This is a genomic window from Rhodoglobus aureus (genome assembly GCF_039527955.1).
GTDB lineage: Bacteria > Actinomycetota > Actinomycetes > Actinomycetales > Microbacteriaceae > Rhodoglobus > Rhodoglobus aureus.
In genome coordinates, this window is record NZ_BAAAKW010000021.1 from 1 (window position 1) to 22835 (window position 22835).

Consider the following 22835-nt stretch of genomic DNA (forward strand, 5'->3'; position numbering starts at 1 on the left):
TTGTGTCAACAACTCCACTTTCAACCGGAGGCCCTCACCCAGCCCTCAACAACTACAGCGAGTCGTCACACCGATTCAACCAACGTCCCTGGGCAGTACAGCTAGTCGGTCCCAACGGCAGTGATTGATGAGGGCGAATAGGGAATTATCGCCGAGCTCGCTGAATACTGTCGAATTGTCGAGATCGGTTTCAGCTTGGAACCATCCAGCAGTGTATTGCCAGGCGTGAAGGTTGACATTGACATTGACATCGGCATCGTCGGCGTGCGCGGCAAGAATCGGCCGCGCGGAGTCGTGCTGCCACTCTGTCGTCCACGATTCGGTCGCGATGAGCGCTCGTACGTCGTCTAGGAAGTCCGGCCGCGGCATCCACTGTGGGCCATGAAAGAGTGCGTCAATCTCGGTGTGACGGCTGCCGATGATCTTCGCGATTCGCACAGCAAGCGTGGTCTTTCCCGAGCCCGAGACTCCAGCGACCACTACCCGGCGTGGACGATGAGGCAGGGCATCATCGAAGGAGAACATCGAGCAAGTCTATGTAAGCAGGGTTACTTCTTCGGGTGCGCGGCAACGTGGTCGGGGAAGTCCTCTTCTCCGATGCCGCCCGGAGTGTAGAAGGCTTCGATGAAACTGCGAGCTTCGGTGATCAGTCGCTCACGCGACATCCGTGGGTAAAGATCCTCGCCAGGTGACGCGACACCGGCAGCCGACACTCCGATTGTGAAGCCATAAGCGCCATTAGCCGGGCCATTGAGCCACGAAAAATGGTAGCTCGCTGGCCCCCGGGGTGCGCATCTTCGTTGACGCGGAATAGCTCACCGTGAACGGAGAATTCGACGCCATCCATCAAGAAAGATCTCCCGCTTCGACACTCTGATCTAGTCGACGACCTCGGTCTGAGTGTCGATAAACGCACGTTCGGTGTTGTTGAGGTGTTGGGGCGAGCGCGGGATGCTGCACTCCAAGAGCGACTCAATTTCATTCAGCACAGCTTCGCTGATCTGGGCGTCGAGATCTTTTAGTAGCTCGTGCTTCGCCGAAATAGTCAGCTTGGGCCACCAGCGCTCGATGGGAGGAAGGTCAGTGTTCGAATCCATGGGTGGGTCTCCGTTCTTAGTGAAGCTATTCTGCACTGGATACCGTCGAATTCGGCATGCCGCCTGCGAGATCAGTGAATTGTATTTGGCGGGAATGTCAGAGGTTCCGAGTACGTTTTAAAGAAAGTACGGCGACACGCCGAGACACTACATCTTGTGTAATGACATGGGTGTCATTCCCCGTATATAGTGAAAACTCCAACAACCCGTTGGTAAACTTCGAGAAGACTTTAAGGAGGATCGATATGGACAACGACAACGACAATGTTGGCGGATACGCAATTCCCGTCGACCCAATGGATCTTCTGCAGTGCGACAGCTGCCAGTAAAAACTTACTGAGCTCGCACCTCAAGAGATTCCTGAAGCCCCGGCAGACCTCACGGTCGCCGGGGCTTCACCCATTAATATGCAGAACTCTCAACAGTGCCTAAGCTGGTAACCGTGCCAGTGAATAAAGAACTACAAGGCCGGGTTTTCCCGCCAACAACCCCCTACCTCGTCGGGCGAGAAAAAGTGCGCGAATTCTCACGCGCCGTCTTCGCCCAAAGCCCCCTCAACCACGACCCCGAAGCCGCGCGAGCAGCCGGCTACACCGACGTCGTCGCACCGCCAACCTTCGCCGTCGTCATCCAAGAAGCAGGCCTCGCTCTCCTCCTTGCAGCCCCCGACACCGGCATCGACTTCTCCCGCATCGTTCACGGCGAACAAAAGTTCACCTACACGCGGCAGATCGTCGCCGGAGACGAACTCACCGCCATCCTCACCGTCACCAGCATCAAGTCACTCGGCGGCAACGACATGATCACCGCCGAAACCGCCATCAGCGACAGCACCGGCAACCACGTCGTCACCGCAACCTCCGTACTCGTCATGAGAGGCACAGAATGAGCGACCTCGTCGTCGGCCAAGAACTCATCACCGGCAAAGTCACCCTCACCCGCTTCTCGCTCGTGCGCTACGCCGGAGCATCCGGAGACTTCAACCCCATCCACTACCGCGACGACGTAGCGGAATCCGTCGGCCTCCCCGGCGTACTCGCCCACGGCATGCTCACCATGGGCCTCGCCGTGCAACCCGTCATCGACTGGATGGGCGACCGTGGCGACCTGGTCGAATACGGTGTGCGCTTCACTCGCCCCGTCGTCGTCGACGGCAACGGCGGAGTCACCGTCACCGTCACCGCCAAAGTTGGTGCCATCGAAGAAGACGTCACCCGCATCGACCTTGTCGTCAGCGCAGCCAACCAAACAGTGCTCGGCAAATCACAAGTGAGGGTCAAGCTCCACCAATGAGCGACAACGTCCCCCGCGACAGCACAGCACTCGCTGACAGCACAGCGCTCGCCGACCTCACCACCATGCGAGTCGGCGGGCCCGCACGCCAACTTCTCCGGCCCAGCACCGAAGATGAACTCATGGAGAACGTGCGCGCAGTCTGGAAACGCGGTGACGAATGGCTGCTCATCGGTGGCGGCTCCAACATGGTTATCAGCGACGAAGGATTCGACGGCACAGTCGTCCACATCGTCACCCGCGGCATCCAAGTCACCTCGCAAGACGCAGAATCGTTGCATATTCGCGTGCAAGCAGGCGAATCGTGGGACGGCCTCGTCAGGCGCATCGTTGCCCGCGGCTGGGCCGGCATCGAAGCGCTCAGCGGCATCCCCGGATCCGTCGGCGCCGCCCCCATTCAAAACATTGGCGCCTACGGTCAAGAAGTTGCCAGCGCACTAGAGGGCATCGACTTTCTCGACTACGACAGCGGCGAACTCGTGCACCTCAGCACCGCCGACCTCAACCTCGGATACCGCAGTTCAGTGATCAAAAGCGGGCGCGTTGGCCTGGTGGTCGCCGTCTACCTCGCGCTCACGGCATCCCCGACCAGCACCGTTCAGTACCAGCAGCTTGCCTCAGCGCTCGGAGTGAGCATTGGCGACCAAGTGCCCGTGCAACAAGTACGCGACACCGTGCTCGCCCTGCGGGCATCCAAAGCGATGGTGCTCGACCCCAATGAACCAGACTCGGCAAGCTGCGGATCGTTCTTCACCAACCCAATCGTTCCCGAAAACATTGCCCGAGCCCTGCCATCGGATGCCCCACGCTGGGTCATCGACGACGAACCAGTTGCCGATGTTGCGGTTCCCCTCGGCGAGACACCCGCCCTCCCTCCGGCGCCTAAACAGCGCATGGTGAAGTTGAGCGCAGCCTGGCTGATCGAACACTCCGGCGTGAAAAAGGGCTTCAGGTTGCCCGGCTCGCGTGCCGCCGTCTCCAGCAAGCACAGCCTCGCGATCGTGAACCGCACCGGAGCAAACGCAGCCGAAGTGTCAGAACTGTCGCGCTACATTGCCGCCCGAGTGTTGGGTGAACACGGCATCCGCCTGCAGCCTGAACCCGTCGCCGTCGGTGTTGAGCTGACCTAGCTGGCGTTGGCTAAGTTCGGCTCGCCTGATTCGACTTGGGCTGACCTAGCTAGCGCTGGGCAGCAGCCCCAGCTCCATCGCCTTCGTGACGGCGCGCGTGCGATCCTTCACTTCGAGCTTCTCGAACACGTGGATGAGGTGGGTTTTCACCGTGGCCTCGCTCACGAACAGGGCGGCCGCAATCGCTCGGTTGCTGTTGCCATCGGCAACAAGCGCGAGCACTTGGGTTTCACGATCACTCAGCGCAATGCGCGCAGGTTCGCGCATGCGATTCACGAGCAGAGCCGCAATCGACGGAGCCAGAGCCACCTCGCCCCGGGCAACCGAACGCAGCCCTGCCAAGATTTCCTCCTGCGGCGCAGCCTTCAGCAGATAGCCACTCGCTCCAGCCTCGATCGCGGCCAGAATGTTTTCGTCAGACTCGTAGGTCGTCAGGATGAGCACGCGAACGTCGGGGCGTGCCGCCACGAGCTGCGCAGTCGCTTCTGCGCCTCCGAGGCCGGGCATGCGCAAATCCATGAGCACAACGTCGGGGGAGAGCTGCGTAGCCAAGACGACCGCCTCGGCACCGTTGCCGGCCTCCCCGACGACATCAATGTCATCCGCAGAGCTCAACAGCCCCACAATTCCGCTGCGCACAATGGGGTGATCGTCGGCGACAATTACGCGAATCATGCGGTGGCTCCTAGCGGAATAGTGGCGTGCAGAATCGTGCCGGCACGAGAACTATCAATAGTGAGTTGCCCGCTCACGAGCGCCAAACGTTCGCTCATGCCCTCAAGGCCAAATCCGGTGCGAGCTTTCTCGGTGTCGAACCCCTCACCATCGTCGGTCACCAAGATGCTCACAGCGCCTTCGACAGCGGTGACCTCAATCGTGGCGTGTGATGCCTCGGCGTGCTTGCGTATGTTCGCCAGCGCCTCCTGAGCGCACCGCAACACCACCACCTCAGTCTCGCGGGCGATCGTCGGCAACCCGGCCGCGTTCACGGTCACGCTCACGTGCGTTTCGCGGCTATAGCGTTCGGCCAGACGCTCAAGGGCCGCACTGATGCCATCACTCGTCAGGCCAACCGGTGCGGATGCCGCCACCATGGCCCGAGTCTCCGCCAACGCAGCGCGGGCACTCTCCTCAATTAGCTCAAGCTGTTCGGCTGCGGCGGCGGCATTGTTGGTGTCGAGTTCGCGCCGGGCCCTCTGGGCTACGAGCACCAACCCGGTCAGGTCTTGCGCGATGGTGTCGTGGATTTCACGGGCCAGCCGCTCCCGCTCACTGGCAACGCCAGCATCCCGGCTCACCGCGGCAAGTTCGTCGCGGGTGGCATGCAACTCGGTGAGTAGGGTTTGGCGCTGTTCGCTGAGGTGCGAAATTTGGGTGATCCACAGGCCAAGGGCGAGGCTAAAGATGAGGGAGAGCCCGACGATGGCGATGGTTTCGGCGATCGCTTCAGGGCTCGTGCCGAGGAAAATGACGAAGCCGACCCCGACCGCCACTGCGACGACAATATTGCCGATGATCGCATTGCGGGTGCGATCGATGATGGTCCAGACCAGCGGGTAGGCGATTGCTTGCAGAGTAGCCATGGTCGGCATCAATGCGACGCCAACGCCCAGCGTGACAGCAAGGATGCCGACAAAGAGCACTGCCGCAACTGTGCTGCGGCCCGCGCGGATGCCGAGGGTGAACCACGCCACGACGAGCACTCCGAGGGCGACCCCCGCACCCCACTGGTTCGCGGGTGGGGCACCCGAACCCACGACGAGCACCGTCATGACCGCAACGGTGACGACGACGGCGATGCTCATCCAGCGGAAATAGCCCATTTAGCTATCCTTGCGGATCCAGCGGAAGGTGATGCGCGTCACGATGAGGCCGATGACCAGCCAGAGTCCTGTCGCGATGGCGACACCGGGCAGGTTCCAGCTCTCTGACTGCTCAAGAACTTCGAAGCTCGCGGGCAAGAACACTTCGCGCATACCTTGCGCCATCCATTTGAGCGGGAACGCACTCGCAACATTTTGCAGCCACGTTGGCAGGAGCGAGAAGCCCAAGTACACGCCCGAAATGAACTGCAGAATCAGGGCGATAGGAATCACCACTGCTGTCGCACTCTTGCCGGTGCGGGGCAGCGCACTCAGAGCAATACCCAACACGGCGGATGTCGTGACACCGAGCACAAAGACCCAAGCGAAGGTCAGCCACTTGCTCGGCTCGTTCGGCAGTTCAACGCCGAATGCGACACTCGCGACCAGAATCACGAGAGTTGCCTGCAGCACGCCCGTCACAAACACTTGCCCGATCTTGCCGATGAAATAGCTCATCACCGGCAGGGGAGTCCCGGCGAAGCGTTTGAGGGTGCCGTCGCTCTTTTCCATCGCAATGTCGATGGCCATGTTTTGCAGACCGCTCAACAGGAGGCCGGCGGCGATCATCCCTGGCAGGTAGAAGGCGGCAGCGGTCAGCGGTTCTTCTTCTGACCCGAAGTTCTGTTCGCTAAAGGCGAGGGAGAAGATGGTGAGCATGACGACGGGGAAGAGGAAAGTGAAGAACACCGAGTCGCCCTGGCGGAAGTAGGCACGCACCTCGTACTTGATGCGGCTTGCTCCAAGCCGGAGGTTGCGGCCGAGGCTTGCTCCTAAGCTGCTGCGCGAGGTGCGGCCAGTTGCCGTCACAGGTGCTGAACTTGTGGTGCTCATCGCGCGTTCTCCACTTCGCTTGCCTGTGCGTGGTCGGCGACCAGCTGCAGATAAATGTCTTCGAGGCTGGGGCGAATAATCTCGAGCCCAGCAGGTTCGGCGCCCCCTGCCATGAGGGATGCCACGAGGGCTCCGGGGGTGTGAGTGCGCTCCTCGTATCGCGTCGCGCCTTCGCGCCAGCGAACAATCGGAACTCGAGCCTCTGCCCCGCCGAGCTCATCAATCGCCCCGATGTCGATCATCTTGCCGCCCGCAATCACGCCGGCCCGGTCGCCAAGCTGGGCTGCCTCGTCGAGGTAGTGGGTGGTGAGGAGGATGCTCGTGCCGTCCGCCTTGAGCGAGCAAATCAACTGCCAAAACTGTTGACGGGCCTCGGGGTCAAAGCCGGTGGTGGGTTCGTCAAGAAAGAGCAGCTCAGGGTTGCCGATGATGCCGAGCGCGACATCCACACGCCGACGCTGCCCGCCAGACAGTTTGCGGATGAGGGTGCCCTCCTTTTCTTGGAGGCCCACCGACGCGATGACCTCATCAACATTGCGGGGGTTGGGGTAGTAGCCGGCAAAGTGGGTGAGCTGTTCGCGCACTGTTACGTTGCCGCTTTCGCCGCTGGACTGCAGCACGATTCCGAGGCGTGCCTTCCAGTCGAGGCCGCCCTTGCCGGGGTCGACGCCGAGCACGCTCGCGGTGCCGCCGGTGCGATCCCGGTATCCCTCAAGAATTTCGATGGTCGTTGACTTGCCGGCACCGTTCGGGCCAAGAAGCGCGAAGGTTTCTCCGCGCTGAATCTCGAAGCTGACCGAATCGACGGCGGCAAATGATCCGTAAGTTTTTCGCAGATTTTCGACCTGCACGACGGGGGCGGTGGTGTTCATGCTTCTATCGTCGCCTGTCGGGGCCGCGCGCAACAGGTTCTGACGGTTAGAGCTCCATCAACCGATCGGTTGATGCGGAGGCGCAGCGCAGTCTGAGCTCGCCGATTGAACGTCAGCGCTTCCGCGACGCAGCCCCCACGCAGCCCCCACGCAGCCCCCACTCAGCCAGCCCCCACTCAGCCAGCCCCCACTCAGCCAGCCCCCACTCAGCCAGCCCCCACTCAGCCAGCCTCGCACTCAGCCAGCCTCGCACTCAGCCAGCCTCGCACTCAGCCAGCCCCGCTACCGTCGAGGCATGACGTCGTTGCCAACACCCCGTGCCCTCTCGCTGGCAGCGCTCGCGCTCGCCGTCACGTTTGCCGTAACCGGATGCTCGGCCGCCAGCACCTCGAGCGGTACGTCTGAACTCAGCACGTTGCCGCCGGCCAGCTCAAGTTCTGACCCGGCCACGTTCTTCCCCGATGTCGAGGACGTGGTGGTCACGCCTTCTGGCACCAACAGGTTTGATTTTGCGGTGACGATTAGTTCGGCCTATGACACCCCGCAACAGTATGCAGATGGATGGCGCGTGCAATCGCCCGATGGCACGGTGCTTGGCGAGCACACCCTGGGTCACGATCACGCCAGCGAGCAGCCTTTCACGCGCACCCAATCGGGCGTGGACATTCCTGAGGGCATCACCGAGGTAACCATCGAGGGTCGCGATCAGGCGAACGGTTACGGCGGAACCACCGCCACCGTCGAGCTTCCTGGCCGCTAGTTAGCTGAACAGCTTCTGCAAGCGCTGCACGCCTTCGAGCAGTGCGTCGTCGCCGAGGGCATAGGAGAGGCGCAGGTAACCACTTGGACCAAATGCTTCGCCCGGGATGACAGCAACTTCGGCCTTCTCGAGAATCAGGTCGGCGAGTTCGAGGCTGGTTGTCGGGGTGACTCCGGCCCATTCGCGGTTCAGCAGGCCCGTGACATCCGGGTACACGTAGAACGCGCCTTCGGGCGTCGGGCAGTGCAGGCCGTCAATCTTGTTGAGTTCAGAGACCATCAGTTTGCGACGACGGTCGAAGGCCAGGCGCATCTCTTCAACGGCATCCTGCGGCCCGGTGAGAGCCTCGATGGCTGCGCGCTGCGAGATGTTGGAGACGTTGCTGGTGAGGTGCGACTGCAGGTTCGCAGCGCCCTTCATGGCGTCGACAGGGCCGACCATCCAGCCGAGACGCCAGCCGGTCATTGAGTAGCTCTTAGCCACACCGTTCACCAAAATCGTGGTGTCGGCTAGCGCCGGAACTGCCTCGACGATAGAGACGGCACGCACTCCGTCGTAGACGAGGTTTTGGTAGATGTCATCGCTGATCACCCAGATGCCGTGCTCAAGTGCCCACTCACCGATCGCCTTGGTCTGTTCGGGCGTGTAGACGGCGCCAGTGGGGTTCGAGGGCGAGACGAATAGCAGCACCTTGGTTTTCTCGGTGCGGGCGGCTTCGAGCTGTTCGACGGTCACAAGGTAACCCTGGTCGGCACCGGCGAAGACCTCAACCATGGTGCCGCCGGCGAGCTTGATCGCTTCGGGGTAGGTGGTCCAGTACGGGGTCGGAACGATTACTTCGTCGCCCTGATCAACGAGAGTCGCGAAGGCTTGGTACACGGCCTGCTTGCCACCGTTGGTGACAACAACTTGGTTGATTCCCACTTCGAGGCTGCTGTCACGCAGCGTCTTCGCGGCGATGGCCTCACGCAGTTCGGGCAGTCCGGCTGCTGGCGTGTAGCGGTGGTTCTTGGGGTCGAGCACTGCTCGGGATGCCGCATCCACAATGTTCGCGGGTGTCGGAAAATCGGGTTCACCTGCCGCATAGCTGATGATGGGGCGACCGGCGGCGAGAAGCGACTTAGCTTTCGCGTCCACCTTGAGGGTGGCCGACTCGGCGATGGCGGAAATTCTGGCGGAGAGGCGAGGTGAAGTCACCGGCCAAGTCTAAGGCTTCGGGAGCGACTGTGCCCAGAGATTTCAGGCGCTGTACAGGCACAGCGGCGCAAGAAAACATGCCCGCAGGGCGCGAACGCGGTGCGGGTATGAAGAAGCGGCCGGAGCAGTGGTCCTGGGGGGACGATCAGCTCCGGCCGCTGAGATTACCTACGCAGTCTTAGAGCTAGGACTTGGGATGTGTGCGTAGGTAACCCTGACGCGCGAAGTAGGCACCCGCTGCCAACAACGCGACGATGAGGGCGAAGAGGACTGAGACCCTCGGTGGTTATGACGCGGGTTCTCAGAATTTCTTCAGAAAACTTTTGAGCCAGTATTTCGCGGCTGTGTGGCGATCTCGCGCTCGCTTCCTCTTCTCTGCATTTCGGGAGGCCGCAGGATTGACGTACACTGGAAGAAGTAGTTGATTACTGCCATACTTTTGCGCGCCTACTCCTCGTTTGTCGAGGTAGATATGTGAAAGTGTGGTGCGAGAGATTCAGGTCTCTTGCAGAGGGTGGTGGCTCAATTGGTAGAGCAGCGGTCTCCAAAACCGCAGGTTGCAGGTTCGAGTCCTGTCCGCCCTGCAAGTCCCGGTCCGTGTTTCACGGGTTGGGCCGAGCAAGCCGAAGTATCGGAAGGTAACTAAGAGTGGCCAAGAAAGACGTAGACGAGCCCAGCGAGGACGTCGTCGCCAAGGCGAAGAAGGACAGCGAGCAACGTCGTGGACCCTTCGGGCGCATGTCACTCTTCATCCGCCAAGTAATAAACGAACTCAAGAAGGTCGTAACACCGACCAAGCGTGAACTGATCAGGTTCACCCTTATTGTTCTTGTTTTCGTCGTCATCATGATGGGCATCGTTTCCGCGCTCGACTTTGGGTTCAGCGCGTTGGTGAACTTCTTGTTCGGCGATCCTGACCTAGTGGTTTAGGTCTTCTACACGCTGCCTTTCACAGACAGTCCTTCACAAAACGCATCGGCCACGGCCTAACTGCAGAGCAACGAAAAGAGATTTAGTGTCCGAGAACCACCGCGAAGACTCCGAGCTGGCTACGGCAGCAGAGCAGTCCTCCGAGGAGGATGAGGCGCAGACGGGGAACACCCTGGCTGAGGCAGAGCGTTCCGAAGACTCCGCCGAGCACCAGGCAATGCACGTTGAAGACGGCTCGACTGATGTTGATGCCGATCTGGCTGGCCTCCTTGAGGCTCTGGATGCTGCCGCCGACCCCGAAGCAGATGCTGCGGTCGATGGCGCTCTAGACGTTCACAACACGACCGATGCTGATGCATCCGTCGCAGCAACTGACGACGAAGCTGCGGATGAGGCTGAAGCCGCGGGCCTCGAAGTCGAAGTTGACCCCTACGCCGAATTCCGCATGGATCTGCGTCTTCAGCCGGGCAAGTGGTACGTCATCCACTCCTACGCCGGTTTCGAGAAGCGCGTCAAGCACAACATTGAGAACCGTAAGGTATCGATGGCTATGGAAGATTCTGTTTTCCAGGTCGAGGTACCGATGGAAGATGTTGTCGAGATCAAGAACGGCCAGCGCAAGCTCGTCAACCGTGTTCGCATCCCCGGCTACGTTCTGGTTCGCATGGACCTCAACGAAGACAGCTGGTCGGTTGTTCGTCACACCCCAGGAGTTACTGGCTTCGTCGGCAACGCGCACAACCCGGTTCCTCTTCGCTTCGAAGAAGCTTTCAATATGCTGAAGAGCCTTGTTGAAATCGTCGAAGCTCCCGCAACCAAGGGTTCGTCCACCAAGGGCAAGACCGCTGCGCGTTCGATTCCCGCCGAGATCGACTTCGAAATCGGCGAGACCATCACGATCAAGGAAGGTTCGTTCGCGGGCCTGCCAGGTTCGATCAGCGAGATCAAGGCCGAGAGCGGAAAGCTCATCGTTTTGGTTTCACTGTTCGAGCGCGAGACTCCGGTCGAGCTCAGCTTCGACCAGGTCACCAAGCTTTAAGGGCTAACGCCCCTAAAAAACCACCGCGCCCTCCGGGGTGCGGGAGAGTTGGCCACACGGGTCAATTCGTACAGTAAAGGAAACACAATGGCACCGAAAAAGAAGGTTACAGGTCTGATTAAGCTTCAGATCCAAGCCGGCGCCGCTAACCCCGCACCGCCCATTGGGCCTGCGCTTGGTCAGCACGGCGTTAACATCATGGAGTTCTGCAAGGCGTACAACGCCGCTACCGAGGCACAGCGTGGAAACGTTATCCCGGTAGAGATCACCGTGTACGAGGACCGTTCATTCACGTTCGTCCTCAAGACCCCGCCTGCAGCAGAGCTCATCAAGAAGGCTGCTGGAGTTCCCAAGGGATCGGGCACACCGCACTCCGTCAAGGTTGCGCAGCTCACAAAAGACCAGGTTCGTACGATCGCCGAGCAGAAGATGGCTGACCTCAACGCCAACGACATCGACGGCGCAATGAAGATCATCGCGGGCACTGCTCGTTCGATGGGAATCACGGTGGAGGCATAATGTCCAAGAATTCCAAGGCATACAAGGCCGCCGTCGACAAGCTTGAAGACGGTAAGTTCTACACGCCCACCGAGGCTGTCGCTGTCGCTCGCGAGACCGGCTCCAAGAAGTTCGACTCGACCATTGAGGTTGCTCTTCGCTTGGGTGTAGACCCTCGCAAGGCTGACCAGATGGTTCGCGGCACCGTTATCCTGCCGCACGGCACGGGTAAGACTGCTCGCGTTATTGTCTTCGCAACCGGTCCTGCAGCCGAGGCAGCTCTTGCTGCTGGCGCTGACGAGGTCGGTGGCTCAGAGCTCATCGAGAAGGTTGCCGCTGGTTACACCAGCTTTGATGCAGCCGTCTCGACTCCTGAGCTCATGGGCCAGGTTGGTCGGTTGGGTAAGGTTCTTGGCCCGCGTGGCCTCATGCCCAACCCCAAGACCGGAACGGTTACCCCAGACACCGCTAAGGCAGTTTCTGACATCAAGGGCGGAAAGATTGAATTCCGTGTCGACAAGCACTCCAACGTGCACTTCATTGTTGGCAAGACCGGATTCACCGCTGAGCAGCTCGACGAGAACATCAAGGCAGCGCTTGACGAGATTGTTCGCGCCAAGCCCAGCTCCTCGAAGGGTCGCTACATCAGCAAGGCAACGGTTTCCACGACCTTCGGTCCTGGCATCCCGGTCGACATCAACTCGATCTAATACTGCTTGAATGAACGGGGGTTGGCTTCTGCCAGCCCCCGTTTTCGCATCCCCGAGGAGTTCGTCGTGACCACCACCGTTCGTTCTGCTGTCGCGGCCGATGCTGAGCTCCTGCATGAGCTCGCACGCCAGACTTTTCCGCTTGCGTGCCCTCCAACCACAACTCAAGAGGCAGTGGCCGAGTTCATCGCCCAACACCTCTCTGTCGACGCCTTTCGCGGTTACTTGGCAGACTCAGCCCGCGAGATTCTGATCGGCGAGGTTGATGACCAGCCCGCAGGGTACGTACTCTTCTGCAGCGACGAACCGAGTGATCCGGATGTCGCTGCCGTTCTCAGTGCGCGCCCGACGGTGGAGCTCAGCAAGTGTTACGTTCTCGGCGACTTCCACGGCGCAGGGGTAGCGCGGGCACTCATCGAAGATGGCATTGCCCGCTCGCGCGAACACGGATTCGCCGCAATGTGGCTCGGTGTCAATCAGGAGAATGTTCGCGCCAATCGTTTCTACGAGAAGATGGGCTTTCGGCTCGCCGGTACGAAGAAGTTTCTCGTCGGGGAGCGGTGGGAAGATGACTACGTTCGTGAATTACTTCTCGGCGAAAGCACCTAGGCCCGTCTCAACTTGGCCTGTGCCTGCGCTGCTGGCGTGCTCTACGATTGTGGAATGCGCGCATCGCTGACCTCTCGCCCGGGAGCGTTCAGGCTATGACCGTTGTCGCACCGCCTCGAGTAGCCCTCGAAGCATTAGAGGGCTATGCGGCCGTTGCTGGCAGCATCGCTGTGGGTGTCGCACTCGTTCTCATTTGGATGTCGCGTCTCGCCATTCCTCGCGAGCTCTACGTCAGCGAACTCGGCGCTGAAGGGGAACCAACTGCTGCGGCGTTCGAGATCGCCCTGCTGCTGATCGTGGCTGGAGGCTCCGCCGTCGCGTGGGCTGCACGCCGCGTTCGAGCATGGCCGCCGTTGCTTTCGCTCGGCACACCAGCACTGTCGCTCTGGGTGGGGTGCGCATTTTTTCTTCTCGCCTCGCAAGTGACCTGCACTTCGGGATGCCCGCTGCCTTACGGCCCCAGCTTCACCGTTCAAGACTTCACACACACGCTCGCCGCAGTGATCGCGTTCGCGGCGGCGTGCTGGGCGATGATCCAAACCTCGTTCGCGCGAGAACATCGGGTGCTCGCTCGCATGTCGCTGATCACAGCGATCGCTGTCGCAGTGATTGCCGGCACCGGAGGCCTCTTCTCGCTCTTCCGCTTTCAGGTCGTGCTCGGGAGTCGGCTCGAATTTGTCGCAACCACGATCGCCATCGCCTGGCTCATGATGCTCGGCACCGTGATCGCCGCACGCAAACTGGGCCGCGCCCGAGCTAGTTAGCTACGGCGCACGCATGAGGTCGAGCAGCCGATCAGCAAGCCCGACAAGAGCGTGAATCTGGTCTTCGTCCCGTTCGACCCACAGGCACTTCGGTTCGCCGTGCACGGGGACGAAGTCGTCGTGCTGCTCCCAGACCACCAGAGTTCGATCTGCTCCCAGCACGTACTGCTGCCACCAGACCTGGCGCAGATACGAGCGCGGGATGCTGCGCCACGCTTTGTGCGTCGTCTTGATTTCTGACAGCACGACCGCGCCATCGATCACCGCGACACCGTCGGGTGTCGCCAAATGCAGCGGCTGATCATGCGCGTGATACAGCGCGGAACTGGACTGGATGCCGTGCTGCGCCAGCACCCAACGTGCGATCTCTGGTTCCCGCAGGCGGCCATGATCGGTGAAGGCGTTGCCGGTGAAACCAGAGCCGAGAAGCTTGCTCTCCACCACACCGCGCAACGATTGATCGGTGGCTAGACGGGCGGCATCCGTCGCAGTCACACCGCGGCTTCGCGCACGAAGCCAGGCAACCCGATCCTCCGCGTGGGTGACAACGCGGTCACGGTGATTGGGCGCAACCGGCTCCCACAGATCGAGTTCCGGTTGCATAGTCACACCCCATTGTCTCGCGTGTCTGCATCGCCGGTATGCCCACCGCGCGGAAACTCGGATTCACAGCCGCTCGGTGCGGCGTTGGCTCGCGTCACGTCATCTAATGCGAGCCAGTACTGGCAGACTAGGCGCATGCTAGCTCGCCACATTGACAATGCGTCTCCTTCGAGACTCCGTCGTCGGTGGTCCGTTGCGGCAGCGGCGACGCTATTTGCGATCGTGACGTTCGTACCGACGGTAGGTGCCGCGGCATCCGTTGGGTCGATCCCGCCAGACGTCACTGAGTTCGCGCAGGCCGACGACGGCCTTATCTTGGAGCTCGAAGAGTACTTTGGGGTCGACCAGCGCGGCGGCGGTCTTGACTTCTCGGATGGCATCGAGATGGGCGAGATCGATCGAATCTTCCTGTGGTCGGATGCGTTCCGCTCAGGTGAGGCCACGGAAACTCCAGTGCAGTATGTGAACCGCTGGAAGATCCCCGTTCTGATCGGGGAAGAGCCCGTCGGCATCGCGATGATCGGAATCGACCCGGCCACAGTCGAACCGGAAATGATCGACTTCATCCGCGGTCCGGGCGCCACTCTCGCGCTCGACAACATCGACGAAGACGCGACTCTCGTGCATGAACCCGAGACGCATGCGTGGTTCAGCCTCAGTGACGGCGTGATTGCGCCGCTCGTACGCGGAGAGAGCGGAATCGCTGGAGAAACCACCCTCGCCGAGTACCAACCCCAACTTTCGGGTCGCGTGATCACAGTCGTTGAGCCGTCGCCACAACCCGATCGGGGTTCGGTGCAATCGGTCGTGATTATCGCCACAACCGCCGTCGTTTTGCTTCTGGCTCTGCTCATCCCCACGATCATTGGGCAGGTGCGCGAACGACGCGAGCGCCTGGCAGAGGCTGCGGGTGGAGCCGCGACTGAGGGCTCGGCTGAGGCGGAGGCCGAAGGCAATGCGAATGTCGCGACCGTCACGAATCTCACGGCAGAGAGCACGAAGCCGGATTCGAACCCAACTTCGGATGCCGATACGGTTCAGGATGCTCCTGCTGTAGGGAGCGCAACGGCAGCCACCGCAAAGAACTCCGCAGAAAAGACAGTAACGACCTCCACGACCAAGGCGGCGAAGAAAGCACCCGCCACGAAACCAGCCGCCCGAAAGTCAACGACCGCGGCCGCTAGCAGTACGACGACTGCGAAGAAGCCAGCTGCCACGAAAAAGGCACCGGTGAAGAAGGCACCGGCCGCGAAGAAGCCTGCAGCCTCGAAGCCGGCAGCGAAGAAACCAGCCGCTAAGAAGCCTGCCGCAAAGAAGCCTGTAGTCCCGAAACCGACTGCTAAGAAACCAGCCGCCAAAAAGCCAGTGCCAGCGAAATCTGCTGCGCCAGAATCGCCAAACGCGACAGAGTCGTCGGCAGACTAGCCAGCAGTGAGTTTGTTGCACTCGCCGCTTGACCGCGACATTCGGCGGCTCGCACTTCCGGCGCTTGGCGCTCTCGTCGCAGAGCCCATCTTTCTCCTCACTGACACCGCACTCGTCGGTCATCTGGGCAGTGCGCAGTTGGGCGGGCTCAGCGTTGCTAGTGCGGTGCTGCAAACCGCGGTCGGGCTGCTCATCTTTCTCGCCTACTCCACAACTCCGACCGTCGCGCGTTGGCTGGGCGTCGGCAATCGCGCTCGAGCCGTTGCGGCAGGTGTCGACGGGGTTTGGCTCGCAATCGTCTTAGGAGTGTTGCTTGTCGTCATCGGTATTCCGGCGACACCGTGGTTGATCAGCCTGTTTGGGCCGGATGCCAGCATCGTTGAGTACGCCAACCAGTACCTGGCAATTTCCATCCTGGGCTTACCGGCAATGCTCATCACTTTCGCGGCATCCGGACTTCTGCGTGGTCTTCAAGACACCCGAACCCCACTCATCGTTGCCGTTGCCGGATTCGTTTCTAACGCCCTCCTCAACGTGCTCTTCATCTACGGATTCGGCTGGGGCCTCGCTGGATCAGCCATCGGCACAGTGGTGGCAAGTTGGGGAATGGCTATCGCGTACATCGTGATGCTCGTGGTTATCGCGCGCCGGGAGAGCGCGAGAGTGCGGCCACACCTGGGCGGGATGCTCCTCGCTGGCCATGCGGGGGCGTGGCTGCTGCTGCGCACCGCTTTGTTGCGGGCAGCGATGCTCGCAACAATCGCGGTGGCGACCGGGTTCGGGGTGCCTGAGCTTGCGACAGTGCAGATAGCACTCACAATTTTCGCCACTCTTGCGTTTGTGCTCGATGCCCTCGCCATCGCCGGGCAAGCGATGATCGGCAAAGAGCTCGGCGCGAGCGACGTTCCACGAGCACGAGCCATCACGCGGCGGCTCATCGAGCTTGGCGTGGGAAGCGGGGTGATTCTCGGGCTCATCGTTCTGGCGATGTCGCCCTGGGTCGGAATTGTGTTCAGCTCCGACGGGGAAGTTCGCACCGGACTGGCCGCACTTCTTCCGGTGCTGGCCCTCGGCATCCCGGTGGCCGGATTCGTGTTCGTGCTTGATGGGGTGCTGATCGGCGCGGGGGATGCCCGCTACCTCGCACTCACCGGGCTCATTAACCTTGCCGTGTATGTGCCACTGCTCTGGTGGGTTGAGGTGGGTAACCTCACGGCAGTGCCAGCGCTGGTCTCACTGTGGTTCGCGTTCGGCCTGGGCTATATCGGGGCGCGTGCGGTCACCCTCGGGCTGCGCGCTCGAGGCGACCGCTGGCTAGTAACAGGAGCGACGCGGTAACACTCACCCGCGCCGCCCGCTCGCATTCAACCTGCTTGCGCGGAGGCTTGTCGGGCTACTTCTTCTCAGTCACCGCTCCGTGTTTCAACGGTGGTTCGGGTGGTCACCGCAAATGTAGGAATGACCTTTATCAGCTGACAATGGTCAACCTGAGAACAAGCTTTGAGCAGGAGAAGAGCCTCTCGCAGCGGGAGCGGGCTGCGGGTACACAGAAATTTCATAGGAAACTCCGAATAACTAGAGATCATGACCACGTCACGTCACCTTCCGGCAGTCCAGGCGCAGCCGCGTTTGAGCCGAGCCGACGGCACCGCCATCCGCGCCGTAGTCGTCGACGACGAAGATTCGCTCACGGACCTTCTGTCTATGGCGCTGCGCTATGAAGGGTGGGATGTTCGGCTCGCCTCTGACGGACACCAAGCCCTCACCACAATCCGGGAGTTTCGCCCCGACGTGATTGTTCTCGACATCATGATGCCGGGCTTGGATGGGCTTTCGGTACTCACGCGGTTGCGTGCTGATGGCATCGAGACACCCATTCTCTTTCTCACGGCCAAGGATGCTGTCGAAGACCGGGTTGCTGGTCTCACGGTTGGTGGCGACGACTATGTGACGAAGCCGTTCAGTCTTGAGGAACTCGTTGCTCGACTGCGCGCCCTGTTGCGTCGCTCCGCAATTTCTATTGCCGGCGATGCTGATCCCGTGATCGAAGTCGGCGATCTCTCGCTTGACGAGAGCACCTACGAAGTGAGTCGCGCAGGAACCAAGGTCGAGCTCACTGCAACCGAGTTTGAGTTGCTGCGCTATCTGATGCGCAACCCGCGACGCGTGCTCAGCCGGGCCCAGATTCTCGACAGAGTGTGGAGCTACGACTTCGGTGGACGAGCCAGCGTCGTTGAGATCTATATCTCCTACCTTCGCAAGAAGATTGATGTCCTCGGCCCTCCCATGATCCAAACCGTGCGTGGTGTCGGGTACATGTTGCGGGCTACCGAATGATTCGACCACGAGAAGTACGAGCTCCGGGGACGGGCCGCAAACTCAGTCTGCGCAACCGGCTAGTGCTGGGCAGTGCTGCACTCATCGCGCTCGCCGCCGTGCTGATCGGTGTCGTCAGCGTGCTCGCCCTTCAGGGGTTTCTTATTGACCGCCTCGATGTACAACTGACGTCTGCCTCAACCCGTTCGCAGGGTGCGCTCGATGGGCGCCCAGGAGGAAACAACCAAACTGCACCACCCGCCGGCGACTTTCTTGCACTGCCAGGGCAACGTGAAGGGACAATCGCTGGGTTAGTCACCTCCGATGGAACAATCACCGCAGGCGTCTTGGGCAATCGAGGCTCCTCAGCTCCGCTGACTGAAGCGCAACTCGCAGTGTTGTCAACGCTCACCGAGGCGAGCGATCCGGTGACGGTGAATCTCGGGGGAACGCTTGGCGACTACCGAATCATTGTCTCAAGCACGCCGATCGCCGGCGAGTCGCTCATCGTCGCGCTGCCGCTCGCCGACGTGCGCGATACCGTGCTTCAGCTCACCTTCTTGGTTGCGGGAATTGGTTTGCTTGCCGTAGGGAGCGCAGCGATCGCCGGTGCGATCGCCGTGCGGTTCGCGCTACGCCCGCTCGAGCGAGTCGCCGGCACCGCAACCCGAGTCACCGAGCTCCAACTTGATCGCGGAGCCGTGGCGCTTGCTGAACGAGTGTCTCTGGACGACGCCGACCCGCGCACCGAAGTCGGGCAGGTGGGTGCCGCGCTTAACAGACTGCTTGAGCATGTGGCATTCGCGCTAAGTTCACGCGAAGCCAGCGAGAACAAGGTGCGAACGTTCGTTGCGGACGCGAGCCACGAATTACGAACCCCTCTTGCGTCGATCCGCGGCTATGCCGAACTGACGCGGCGTGGTGGGCACGAGATTCCCGACGATGTCGCGCACGCCATTGGCCGCATCGAAGCCGAATCCGTGAGAATGACCGGGCTCGTCGAGAGTCTGATGCTTTTGGCGCGGCTCGACAAAGCCGCTGCTGTTGAGCACGAGTCGGTCGATCTCTCACGCCTGATCATCGATGCCGTTGGTGACGCCCATGCCGCCGGTCCCGACCACGTCTGGGAGTTGGAGATTCCGGATGATGCGGTGGTGATCAGCGGAGACCGACTGCGACTGCACCAAGTCGTCGCCAATCTGCTCGCCAACGCGCGCATGCACACCCCAGCGGGCACTACGGTCACTGCGTCCCTCATGTGGGAGGGCGAGCTAGCGATAATAGAAATTCGGGACACCGGCCCCGGCATCCCTCCAGAATTACAGCCAACTGTCTTTGAACGGTTTGTGCGCGGGGACAGTTCACGTTCTCGGGCGGCAGGAAGCGCGGGGCTTGGCCTTGCGATTGTCGCTGCAGTGGTTGCGGCCCACGGTGGGGAGACCAAGGTTTCTAGCACGCCTGGCAATACGGTGTTCCGCATTGAGCTGCCCGGCGGCGTCGTTCTCTAGCGAGCGACTACCGCATTGAGGCGCGGATGTCGTGTAGGGGAACATCGAGCCCGCATCCACATCCGTCTGAATTTGCAGCAACGGTCGCGATACCATAGTCTTACCGAAGCCAAAGACCGCCGGTCGTTTGCATGCGCGAAAGTGTGTGTGATCGAAGTTCGTGAAAACGAAGGCCAGCGCAGGTGTGTGAAGTAGATTTTCGGCCAGATCTGGTCGCAACTCAGCTCCGTGCCTCTGCGTTTGTGCAGTAGGGCCGGAGCTTTTTATTTTTCCAGCCACTCTTTATACTTCCGTGCGGCTCTGAGGCAGACACACATCAACCAGTAGGGAGCACCATGGCGAACAAGGAAGCATCGGTCGCCGAGATGACGGAACTTTTCCGTAACTCGACCGCCGTTCTGCTAACCGAGTATCGCGGACTCACTGTTGCCCAGCTCAAGGAGCTGCGCAAGTCAATCAGTGAGCACGCAACATACGCCGTGGTGAAGAACACGCTGACAAAGATTGCAGCTAACGCCGCAGGAATCTCGTCATTCGACGAGGAGCTTGTTGGCCCATCTGCAATCGCATTCGTACACGGTGACCCAGTCACTGTTGCGAAGGCTATGCGTGACTTTGCCAAGGCAAACCCTCTTCTCGTGGTGAAGGGTGGTTACTTTGACGGTAACGCGCTCACTGCAGCAGAGGTCACCAAGCTGGCCGATCTGGAAAGCCGGGAGGTGCTCCTTGCGAAGTTTGCTGGAGCAGCCAAGGCTTCACTGTTCGGCGCCGCGTATCTGTTCAACGCACCGCTCGCTCAGGCCGTTCGCACGGTCGACGCGCTGCGCGAGAAGCAGGATTCCGCGCAGTAACGCGCGGGTTAATTAGCTTAAGAAATATAGGAGAAAATCATGGCGAAATTGTCAAGCGACGACCTCATCGAGGCCTTCAAGGAACTGACCCTCATCGAGCTCAACGACTTCGTTAAGAAGTTCGAAGAGGTCTTCGAAGTTACTGCTGCTGCTCCGGTTGCTGCTGCAGCTGCTGGTGCACCTGCTGCCGCTGAAGAAGTTGAAGAGAAGGACTCTTTCGACGTCGTTCTCGAGGCTGCTGGCGAGAAGAAGATCCAGGTTATCAAGGAGGTGCGCACCCTCACGAGCCTCGGTCTCGGCGAGGCGAAGGCAGTCGTTGATGGCGCTCCCAGCGTTGTGCTCGAGGGTGCAAACAAGGAAGCTGCCGAGAAGGCAAAGGCTGCTCTTGAAGAAGCCGGCGCAACCGTAACCCTTAAGTAGTCACATCCTTTAACTAGGATCGCGCCTCACTAGAGGCAGACTCAGTTAGTAAGGCGTCACCCTTCGGGGTGGCGCCTTACTGCGTTAACGGGCAGCAGAAGAGACCACTTGGTGGGTGCGGACGCTCATTCCGGTCACGGCAGCCGAAAGACGCAGATCGAGAGAGAGGGCGGGACGCCTGGTAACCAGCCGAGCGCCCCACCAACGTGCCGATTCCGTTGACACCAGGGATCAGGTTCCGGAGACGGAATTACGGCACGAGAACCGCTGGGAACGTAAAGAATTACGGCGCCAACGGAAGTGGTCTACCTAATGTATCGAGGTGAAACTTGGGCAGCAACAGAGGGAAGGGTGATTGGCGGGTTAGTCGCGGGTGATCTCGACTTGTAGCCCCAGCTCGCGTGATTTATGGATCGCTTCAGTGCGCGAAGTCACGCCAAGCTTTCGGTAGACGTTCTTGAGATGCGACTTGACAGTGTTGACCGAGATGTAGAGATCTTCGGCTATTTGGGCAGAGCTACTGCCCCGCACAAGCTCTCTCGCAATCGCACGCTCGCGATCACTCAACGACAGTGAATCCTGACGCCGAAGAGTTACGGTCAGGCCATCAAGCCGCTTGACGAGAGCGCCAACTTCCAACGGCTGGCTGCGAGTTGCCGCACGGGTGAGCATCGACTGCACGGTTTCGCTTGGCACGAGCCGAAATGGACTGAGCAGGCTATTTCGGGCAGCCAGGCGTAAGGATCGATCGAATGTGACATCCGATGTCTCTACGTTGCCGAGACAGAAATTGGCCGCCGCCTTGATGAGGAATACGTCGGCGAGAGTGCGGCTCGAGTGAGAATCGCCCAGGGTTTCGCAATCGCGGAGCGCCTCGATTGTTCCGCGGTAGTCGCCAGTGACAAATCGCAGATGGGCCACGAGGCGGTTGGGGCACACCGTGTGATGCTGGGTGGGCGCGAGCTGTGCCAGCACATCCCACGCAGCACCAGGGTCGCCAAGCTGCACGAACGCTGCCGCGCGCAATCCGCCAATCTCGGTGCCAACGAAACCGACCGGCTGCCACTCATCAAGAGCGTGGAGCGAGGAGCGCAACAGGTCAAGACCCTCGTGCGGCTTACCTGAGAAGACTTCGACGAACGCTTGGGCATAGAGCCCTAGCGGCTCCCAGTCGGTCTCGACAATCGCTGACTGCACGTTGGCGATCTTGCCCTCTGCGACATCCGCTCCGCGTTGGTTTACGGCGATAAGCAACTGGGTAAGCAGCGCGGGTGCGTTGAAGCGGCTACTGCGCAGCGCGGGGCTTGCACCTGTCGACTCCGCCCGCGATAGGTAGCTCAATGCGTGTTCAAAGTCTCCGAGTAAGAACTGGATGAGCGCTAGGCCGCCAAAGACATCGAGCTGATCTGCCACACTCAAATTAGTTTCGGCGAGTGACCCCGCGAGACGGTAGTCAGCCTTCGCGCGGTCGAAATCGCCGCCGTGCAAGAAGATCGCCCCGCGGTGAAGCGCAATCTCTGCCGTGAGAGGAATGCGTTTGGCCAGGGGGATGACGTCGGGGCTTTCCACGATCGAGCTGGCGGTAGTGACTGATGCTAAAGCATCGTCGAGGCGCCCGAGTGAGCGCAGAGCGGCGGCATGATGCACGTGGTGCGTTGCTCGCACGAGCGGGGGAGTCGTGGGGCTGAGCAACGCCAATGCCGCTTCAAAATAGGGAAGGGCTGCCGAACGATTTGTTGCTTCGATCGATCGAAAGCTTGCGGCGTAGCAGGTAACCAGCCACGGGTCGTTGTGCCACAACTCTGGTGGAGCCGAATCGAGCAGTTGGCGGATGCGAGAGCCGGCGGTGCCCACTAGTTGCGGCCAAGCGTTGCTGAGTTCGGTGAGCGCGACAGCAGCACTTCCGTCGGTGTGGGCAGCGTCGAAGGCGCGCTCTAGCGTTCTCACATCGGCTGTCGCCATCTTCTACCCCCTCTTCGAAACGATCGCTTCGATGAGTTCGTGGTTCTCGCCTAGTTGTACTGCCCAGAGAGGTTAGTTAACCGGCTGATGGGTGGGTGGCCTCCGATTGCAGTGTGGGGCCTGTGATGATTGTATTCGTGAAGCCAGGCCGGGAG

At 60.6% G+C, this 22835-nt stretch carries 25 protein-coding genes, 1 tRNA gene and 1 pseudogene; 17 read left to right on the forward strand and 10 right to left on the reverse strand.

What is annotated here, in order from left to right; translation table 11 throughout:
- Positions 1-75: 75 nt before the first annotated feature.
- Together ABD112_RS05780 and ABD112_RS05785 are read right to left on the reverse strand one after the other, a co-directional pair.
- On the reverse strand, positions 76-525 hold the full coding sequence (locus ABD112_RS05780; protein ID WP_343924018.1) for a hypothetical protein: 450 nt from the start codon (positions 523-525) through the stop codon (positions 76-78).
- A gap of 353 nt (positions 526-878) precedes the next feature.
- Positions 879-1097, reverse strand: coding sequence for a hypothetical protein (locus tag ABD112_RS05785; RefSeq protein ID WP_343924020.1), 219 nt, complete (start codon positions 1095-1097; stop codon positions 879-881).
- Positions 1098-1539: 442 nt separating this feature from the next.
- Here ABD112_RS05785 and ABD112_RS05790 point away from each other — a divergent pair, with 442 nt between their 5' ends.
- The 3 genes from ABD112_RS05790 to ABD112_RS05800 are packed head-to-tail and all read left to right on the forward strand — an operon-like array spanning position 1540 to position 3520.
- Complete coding sequence (locus ABD112_RS05790; RefSeq protein ID WP_343924022.1) at positions 1540-1986, forward strand: FAS1-like dehydratase domain-containing protein; 447 nt, start codon at positions 1540-1542, stop codon at positions 1984-1986.
- Complete coding sequence (locus tag ABD112_RS05795) at positions 1983-2390, forward strand: MaoC/PaaZ C-terminal domain-containing protein (protein ID WP_343924024.1); 408 nt, start codon at positions 1983-1985, stop codon at positions 2388-2390. The genes ABD112_RS05790 and ABD112_RS05795 overlap by 4 nt, the downstream gene beginning before the upstream one ends.
- Positions 2387-3520, forward strand: a complete 1134-nt coding sequence (locus ABD112_RS05800) for a UDP-N-acetylmuramate dehydrogenase (protein ID WP_343924026.1) — start codon at positions 2387-2389, stop codon at positions 3518-3520. The genes ABD112_RS05795 and ABD112_RS05800 overlap by 4 nt, the downstream gene beginning before the upstream one ends.
- Before the next feature lie 45 nt (positions 3521-3565).
- Here the strand turns inward: ABD112_RS05800 and ABD112_RS05805 are convergent, their stop codons facing one another.
- The 4 genes from ABD112_RS05805 to ABD112_RS05820 are packed head-to-tail and all read right to left on the reverse strand — an operon-like array spanning position 3566 to position 7088.
- Complete coding sequence (locus ABD112_RS05805; RefSeq protein WP_343924028.1) at positions 3566-4195, reverse strand: response regulator; 630 nt, start codon at positions 4193-4195, stop codon at positions 3566-3568.
- Positions 4192-5343, reverse strand: coding sequence for a sensor histidine kinase (locus ABD112_RS05810; protein WP_343924030.1), 1152 nt, complete (start codon positions 5341-5343; stop codon positions 4192-4194). Before ABD112_RS05810 ends, ABD112_RS05805 begins: the two co-directional genes overlap by 4 nt.
- A complete protein-coding gene (locus ABD112_RS05815) occupies positions 5344-6216 on the reverse strand; it encodes an ABC transporter permease (RefSeq protein WP_343924031.1) in 873 nt (290 codons plus the stop codon).
- Positions 6213-7088 (reverse strand): ABC transporter ATP-binding protein, encoded by an 876-nt coding sequence (locus tag ABD112_RS05820; RefSeq protein ID WP_425563804.1) that lies wholly within the window; start codon positions 7086-7088, stop codon positions 6213-6215. The genes ABD112_RS05815 and ABD112_RS05820 overlap by 4 nt, the downstream gene beginning before the upstream one ends.
- 295 nt (positions 7089-7383) lie before the next feature.
- Here ABD112_RS05820 and ABD112_RS05825 point away from each other — a divergent pair, with 295 nt between their 5' ends.
- The gene (locus tag ABD112_RS05825; RefSeq protein WP_343924033.1) at positions 7384-7848 is read left to right on the forward strand and encodes a hypothetical protein; all 465 of its coding nucleotides are present in this window, start codon (positions 7384-7386) and stop codon (positions 7846-7848) included.
- On the opposite strand, the gene ABD112_RS05830 is transcribed toward ABD112_RS05825, so the two are convergent.
- Complete coding sequence (locus ABD112_RS05830; protein WP_343924035.1) at positions 7849-9045, reverse strand: pyridoxal phosphate-dependent aminotransferase; 1197 nt, start codon at positions 9043-9045, stop codon at positions 7849-7851. It lies immediately after the preceding gene.
- Positions 9046-9556: 511 nt separating this feature from the next.
- On the opposite strand from ABD112_RS05830, the gene ABD112_RS05835 reads away from it, so the two are divergent.
- From ABD112_RS05835 to ABD112_RS05865, 7 genes are all read left to right on the forward strand, one after another.
- A tRNA-Trp gene (locus ABD112_RS05835) sits at positions 9557-9629 on the forward strand.
- A 64-nt stretch (positions 9630-9693) separates the two neighbouring features.
- A complete protein-coding gene (secE, locus tag ABD112_RS05840) occupies positions 9694-9975 on the forward strand; it encodes a preprotein translocase subunit SecE (RefSeq protein ID WP_343924037.1) in 282 nt (93 codons plus the stop codon).
- A gap of 85 nt (positions 9976-10060) precedes the next feature.
- Complete coding sequence (gene nusG, locus ABD112_RS05845; protein WP_343924039.1) at positions 10061-11014, forward strand: transcription termination/antitermination protein NusG; 954 nt, start codon at positions 10061-10063, stop codon at positions 11012-11014.
- Positions 11015-11101: 87 nt separating this feature from the next.
- A complete protein-coding gene (gene rplK / locus ABD112_RS05850) occupies positions 11102-11533 on the forward strand; it encodes a 50S ribosomal protein L11 (RefSeq protein ID WP_343924041.1) in 432 nt (143 codons plus the stop codon).
- Positions 11533-12222: a 50S ribosomal protein L1 gene (gene rplA, locus ABD112_RS05855; RefSeq protein ID WP_343924043.1), complete on the forward strand. Its 690-nt coding sequence runs from the start codon at positions 11533-11535 to the stop codon at positions 12220-12222. Before rplK ends, rplA begins: the two co-directional genes overlap by 1 nt.
- 66 nt (positions 12223-12288) lie before the next feature.
- Positions 12289-12831: a GNAT family N-acetyltransferase gene (locus ABD112_RS05860; RefSeq protein WP_343924045.1), complete on the forward strand. Its 543-nt coding sequence runs from the start codon at positions 12289-12291 to the stop codon at positions 12829-12831.
- A gap of 95 nt (positions 12832-12926) precedes the next feature.
- The gene (locus ABD112_RS05865; protein ID WP_343924047.1) at positions 12927-13595 is read left to right on the forward strand and encodes a DUF998 domain-containing protein; all 669 of its coding nucleotides are present in this window, start codon (positions 12927-12929) and stop codon (positions 13593-13595) included.
- Here the strand turns inward: ABD112_RS05865 and ABD112_RS05870 are convergent, their stop codons facing one another.
- Complete coding sequence (locus ABD112_RS05870) at positions 13596-14198, reverse strand: YqaJ viral recombinase family protein (RefSeq protein ID WP_343924063.1); 603 nt, start codon at positions 14196-14198, stop codon at positions 13596-13598.
- A gap of 135 nt (positions 14199-14333) precedes the next feature.
- Here ABD112_RS05870 and ABD112_RS05875 point away from each other — a divergent pair, with 135 nt between their 5' ends.
- From ABD112_RS05875 to rplL, 6 genes are all read left to right on the forward strand, one after another.
- The gene (locus ABD112_RS05875; protein ID WP_343924049.1) at positions 14334-15623 is read left to right on the forward strand and encodes a hypothetical protein; all 1290 of its coding nucleotides are present in this window, start codon (positions 14334-14336) and stop codon (positions 15621-15623) included.
- Positions 15624-15629: 6 nt separating this feature from the next.
- The gene (locus ABD112_RS05880; protein WP_343924051.1) at positions 15630-16961 is read left to right on the forward strand and encodes an MATE family efflux transporter; all 1332 of its coding nucleotides are present in this window, start codon (positions 15630-15632) and stop codon (positions 16959-16961) included.
- 246 nt (positions 16962-17207) lie between these two features.
- Entirely contained in the window at positions 17208-17960 is a 753-nt protein-coding gene (locus ABD112_RS05885) for a response regulator transcription factor (RefSeq protein WP_343924053.1), read from the forward strand.
- Positions 17957-19447, forward strand: a complete 1491-nt coding sequence (locus ABD112_RS05890) for a sensor histidine kinase (RefSeq protein ID WP_343924055.1) — start codon at positions 17957-17959, stop codon at positions 19445-19447. The genes ABD112_RS05885 and ABD112_RS05890 overlap by 4 nt, the downstream gene beginning before the upstream one ends.
- A gap of 335 nt (positions 19448-19782) precedes the next feature.
- Complete coding sequence (rplJ, locus tag ABD112_RS05895; RefSeq protein WP_343924057.1) at positions 19783-20298, forward strand: 50S ribosomal protein L10; 516 nt, start codon at positions 19783-19785, stop codon at positions 20296-20298.
- 39 nt (positions 20299-20337) lie between these two features.
- Positions 20338-20718, forward strand: a complete 381-nt coding sequence (gene rplL, locus ABD112_RS05900) for a 50S ribosomal protein L7/L12 (RefSeq protein WP_343924059.1) — start codon at positions 20338-20340, stop codon at positions 20716-20718.
- Between the two features lie 363 nt (positions 20719-21081).
- On the opposite strand, the gene ABD112_RS05905 is transcribed toward rplL, so the two are convergent.
- Both ABD112_RS05905 and ABD112_RS05910 read right to left on the reverse strand, forming a co-directional pair.
- Positions 21082-22680 carry a LuxR C-terminal-related transcriptional regulator gene (locus ABD112_RS05905; protein WP_343924061.1) on the reverse strand — a complete coding sequence of 533 codons (1599 nt, stop codon included), beginning with the start codon at positions 22678-22680 and terminating at the stop codon, positions 21082-21084.
- A 50-nt stretch (positions 22681-22730) separates the two neighbouring features.
- Positions 22731-22835 (reverse strand): annotated as a pseudogene (locus ABD112_RS05910) (IS481 family transposase); the annotation flags it as partial.

Bases quoted from the DNA above. Each gene is read 5' to 3' on its own strand.
- ABD112_RS05780 (WP_343924018.1), bottom strand. From the start codon at position 525: ATGTTCTCCTTCGATGATGCCCTGCCTCATCGTCCACGCCGGGTAGTG.
- ABD112_RS05785 (WP_343924020.1), bottom strand. From the start codon at position 1,097: ATGGATTCGAACACTGACCTTCCTCCCATCGAGCGCTGGTGGCCCAAG.
- ABD112_RS05795 (WP_343924024.1), top strand. From the start codon at position 1,983: ATGAGCGACCTCGTCGTCGGCCAAGAACTCATCACCGGCAAAGTCACC.
- ABD112_RS05800 (WP_343924026.1), top strand. From the start codon at position 2,387: ATGAGCGACAACGTCCCCCGCGACAGCACAGCACTCGCTGACAGCACA.
- ABD112_RS05805 (WP_343924028.1), bottom strand. From the start codon at position 4,195: ATGATTCGCGTAATTGTCGCCGACGATCACCCCATTGTGCGCAGCGGA.
- ABD112_RS05810 (WP_343924030.1), bottom strand. From the start codon at position 5,343: ATGGGCTATTTCCGCTGGATGAGCATCGCCGTCGTCGTCACCGTTGCG.
- ABD112_RS05815 (WP_343924031.1), bottom strand. From the start codon at position 6,216: ATGAGCACCACAAGTTCAGCACCTGTGACGGCAACTGGCCGCACCTCG.
- ABD112_RS05820 (WP_425563804.1), bottom strand. From the start codon at position 7,088: ATGAACACCACCGCCCCCGTCGTGCAGGTCGAAAATCTGCGAAAAACT.
- ABD112_RS05825 (WP_343924033.1), top strand. From the start codon at position 7,384: ATGACGTCGTTGCCAACACCCCGTGCCCTCTCGCTGGCAGCGCTCGCG.
- rplK (WP_343924041.1), top strand. From the start codon at position 11,102: ATGGCACCGAAAAAGAAGGTTACAGGTCTGATTAAGCTTCAGATCCAA.
- rplA (WP_343924043.1), top strand. From the start codon at position 11,533: ATGTCCAAGAATTCCAAGGCATACAAGGCCGCCGTCGACAAGCTTGAA.
- ABD112_RS05865 (WP_343924047.1), top strand. From the start codon at position 12,927: ATGACCGTTGTCGCACCGCCTCGAGTAGCCCTCGAAGCATTAGAGGGC.
- ABD112_RS05870 (WP_343924063.1), bottom strand. From the start codon at position 14,198: ATGCAACCGGAACTCGATCTGTGGGAGCCGGTTGCGCCCAATCACCGT.
- ABD112_RS05875 (WP_343924049.1), top strand. From the start codon at position 14,334: ATGCTAGCTCGCCACATTGACAATGCGTCTCCTTCGAGACTCCGTCGT.
- ABD112_RS05885 (WP_343924053.1), top strand. From the start codon at position 17,208: ATGACCACGTCACGTCACCTTCCGGCAGTCCAGGCGCAGCCGCGTTTG.
- ABD112_RS05890 (WP_343924055.1), top strand. From the start codon at position 17,957: ATGATTCGACCACGAGAAGTACGAGCTCCGGGGACGGGCCGCAAACTC.
- rplJ (WP_343924057.1), top strand. From the start codon at position 19,783: ATGGCGAACAAGGAAGCATCGGTCGCCGAGATGACGGAACTTTTCCGT.
- rplL (WP_343924059.1), top strand. From the start codon at position 20,338: ATGGCGAAATTGTCAAGCGACGACCTCATCGAGGCCTTCAAGGAACTG.
- ABD112_RS05905 (WP_343924061.1), bottom strand. From the start codon at position 22,680: ATGGCGACAGCCGATGTGAGAACGCTAGAGCGCGCCTTCGACGCTGCC.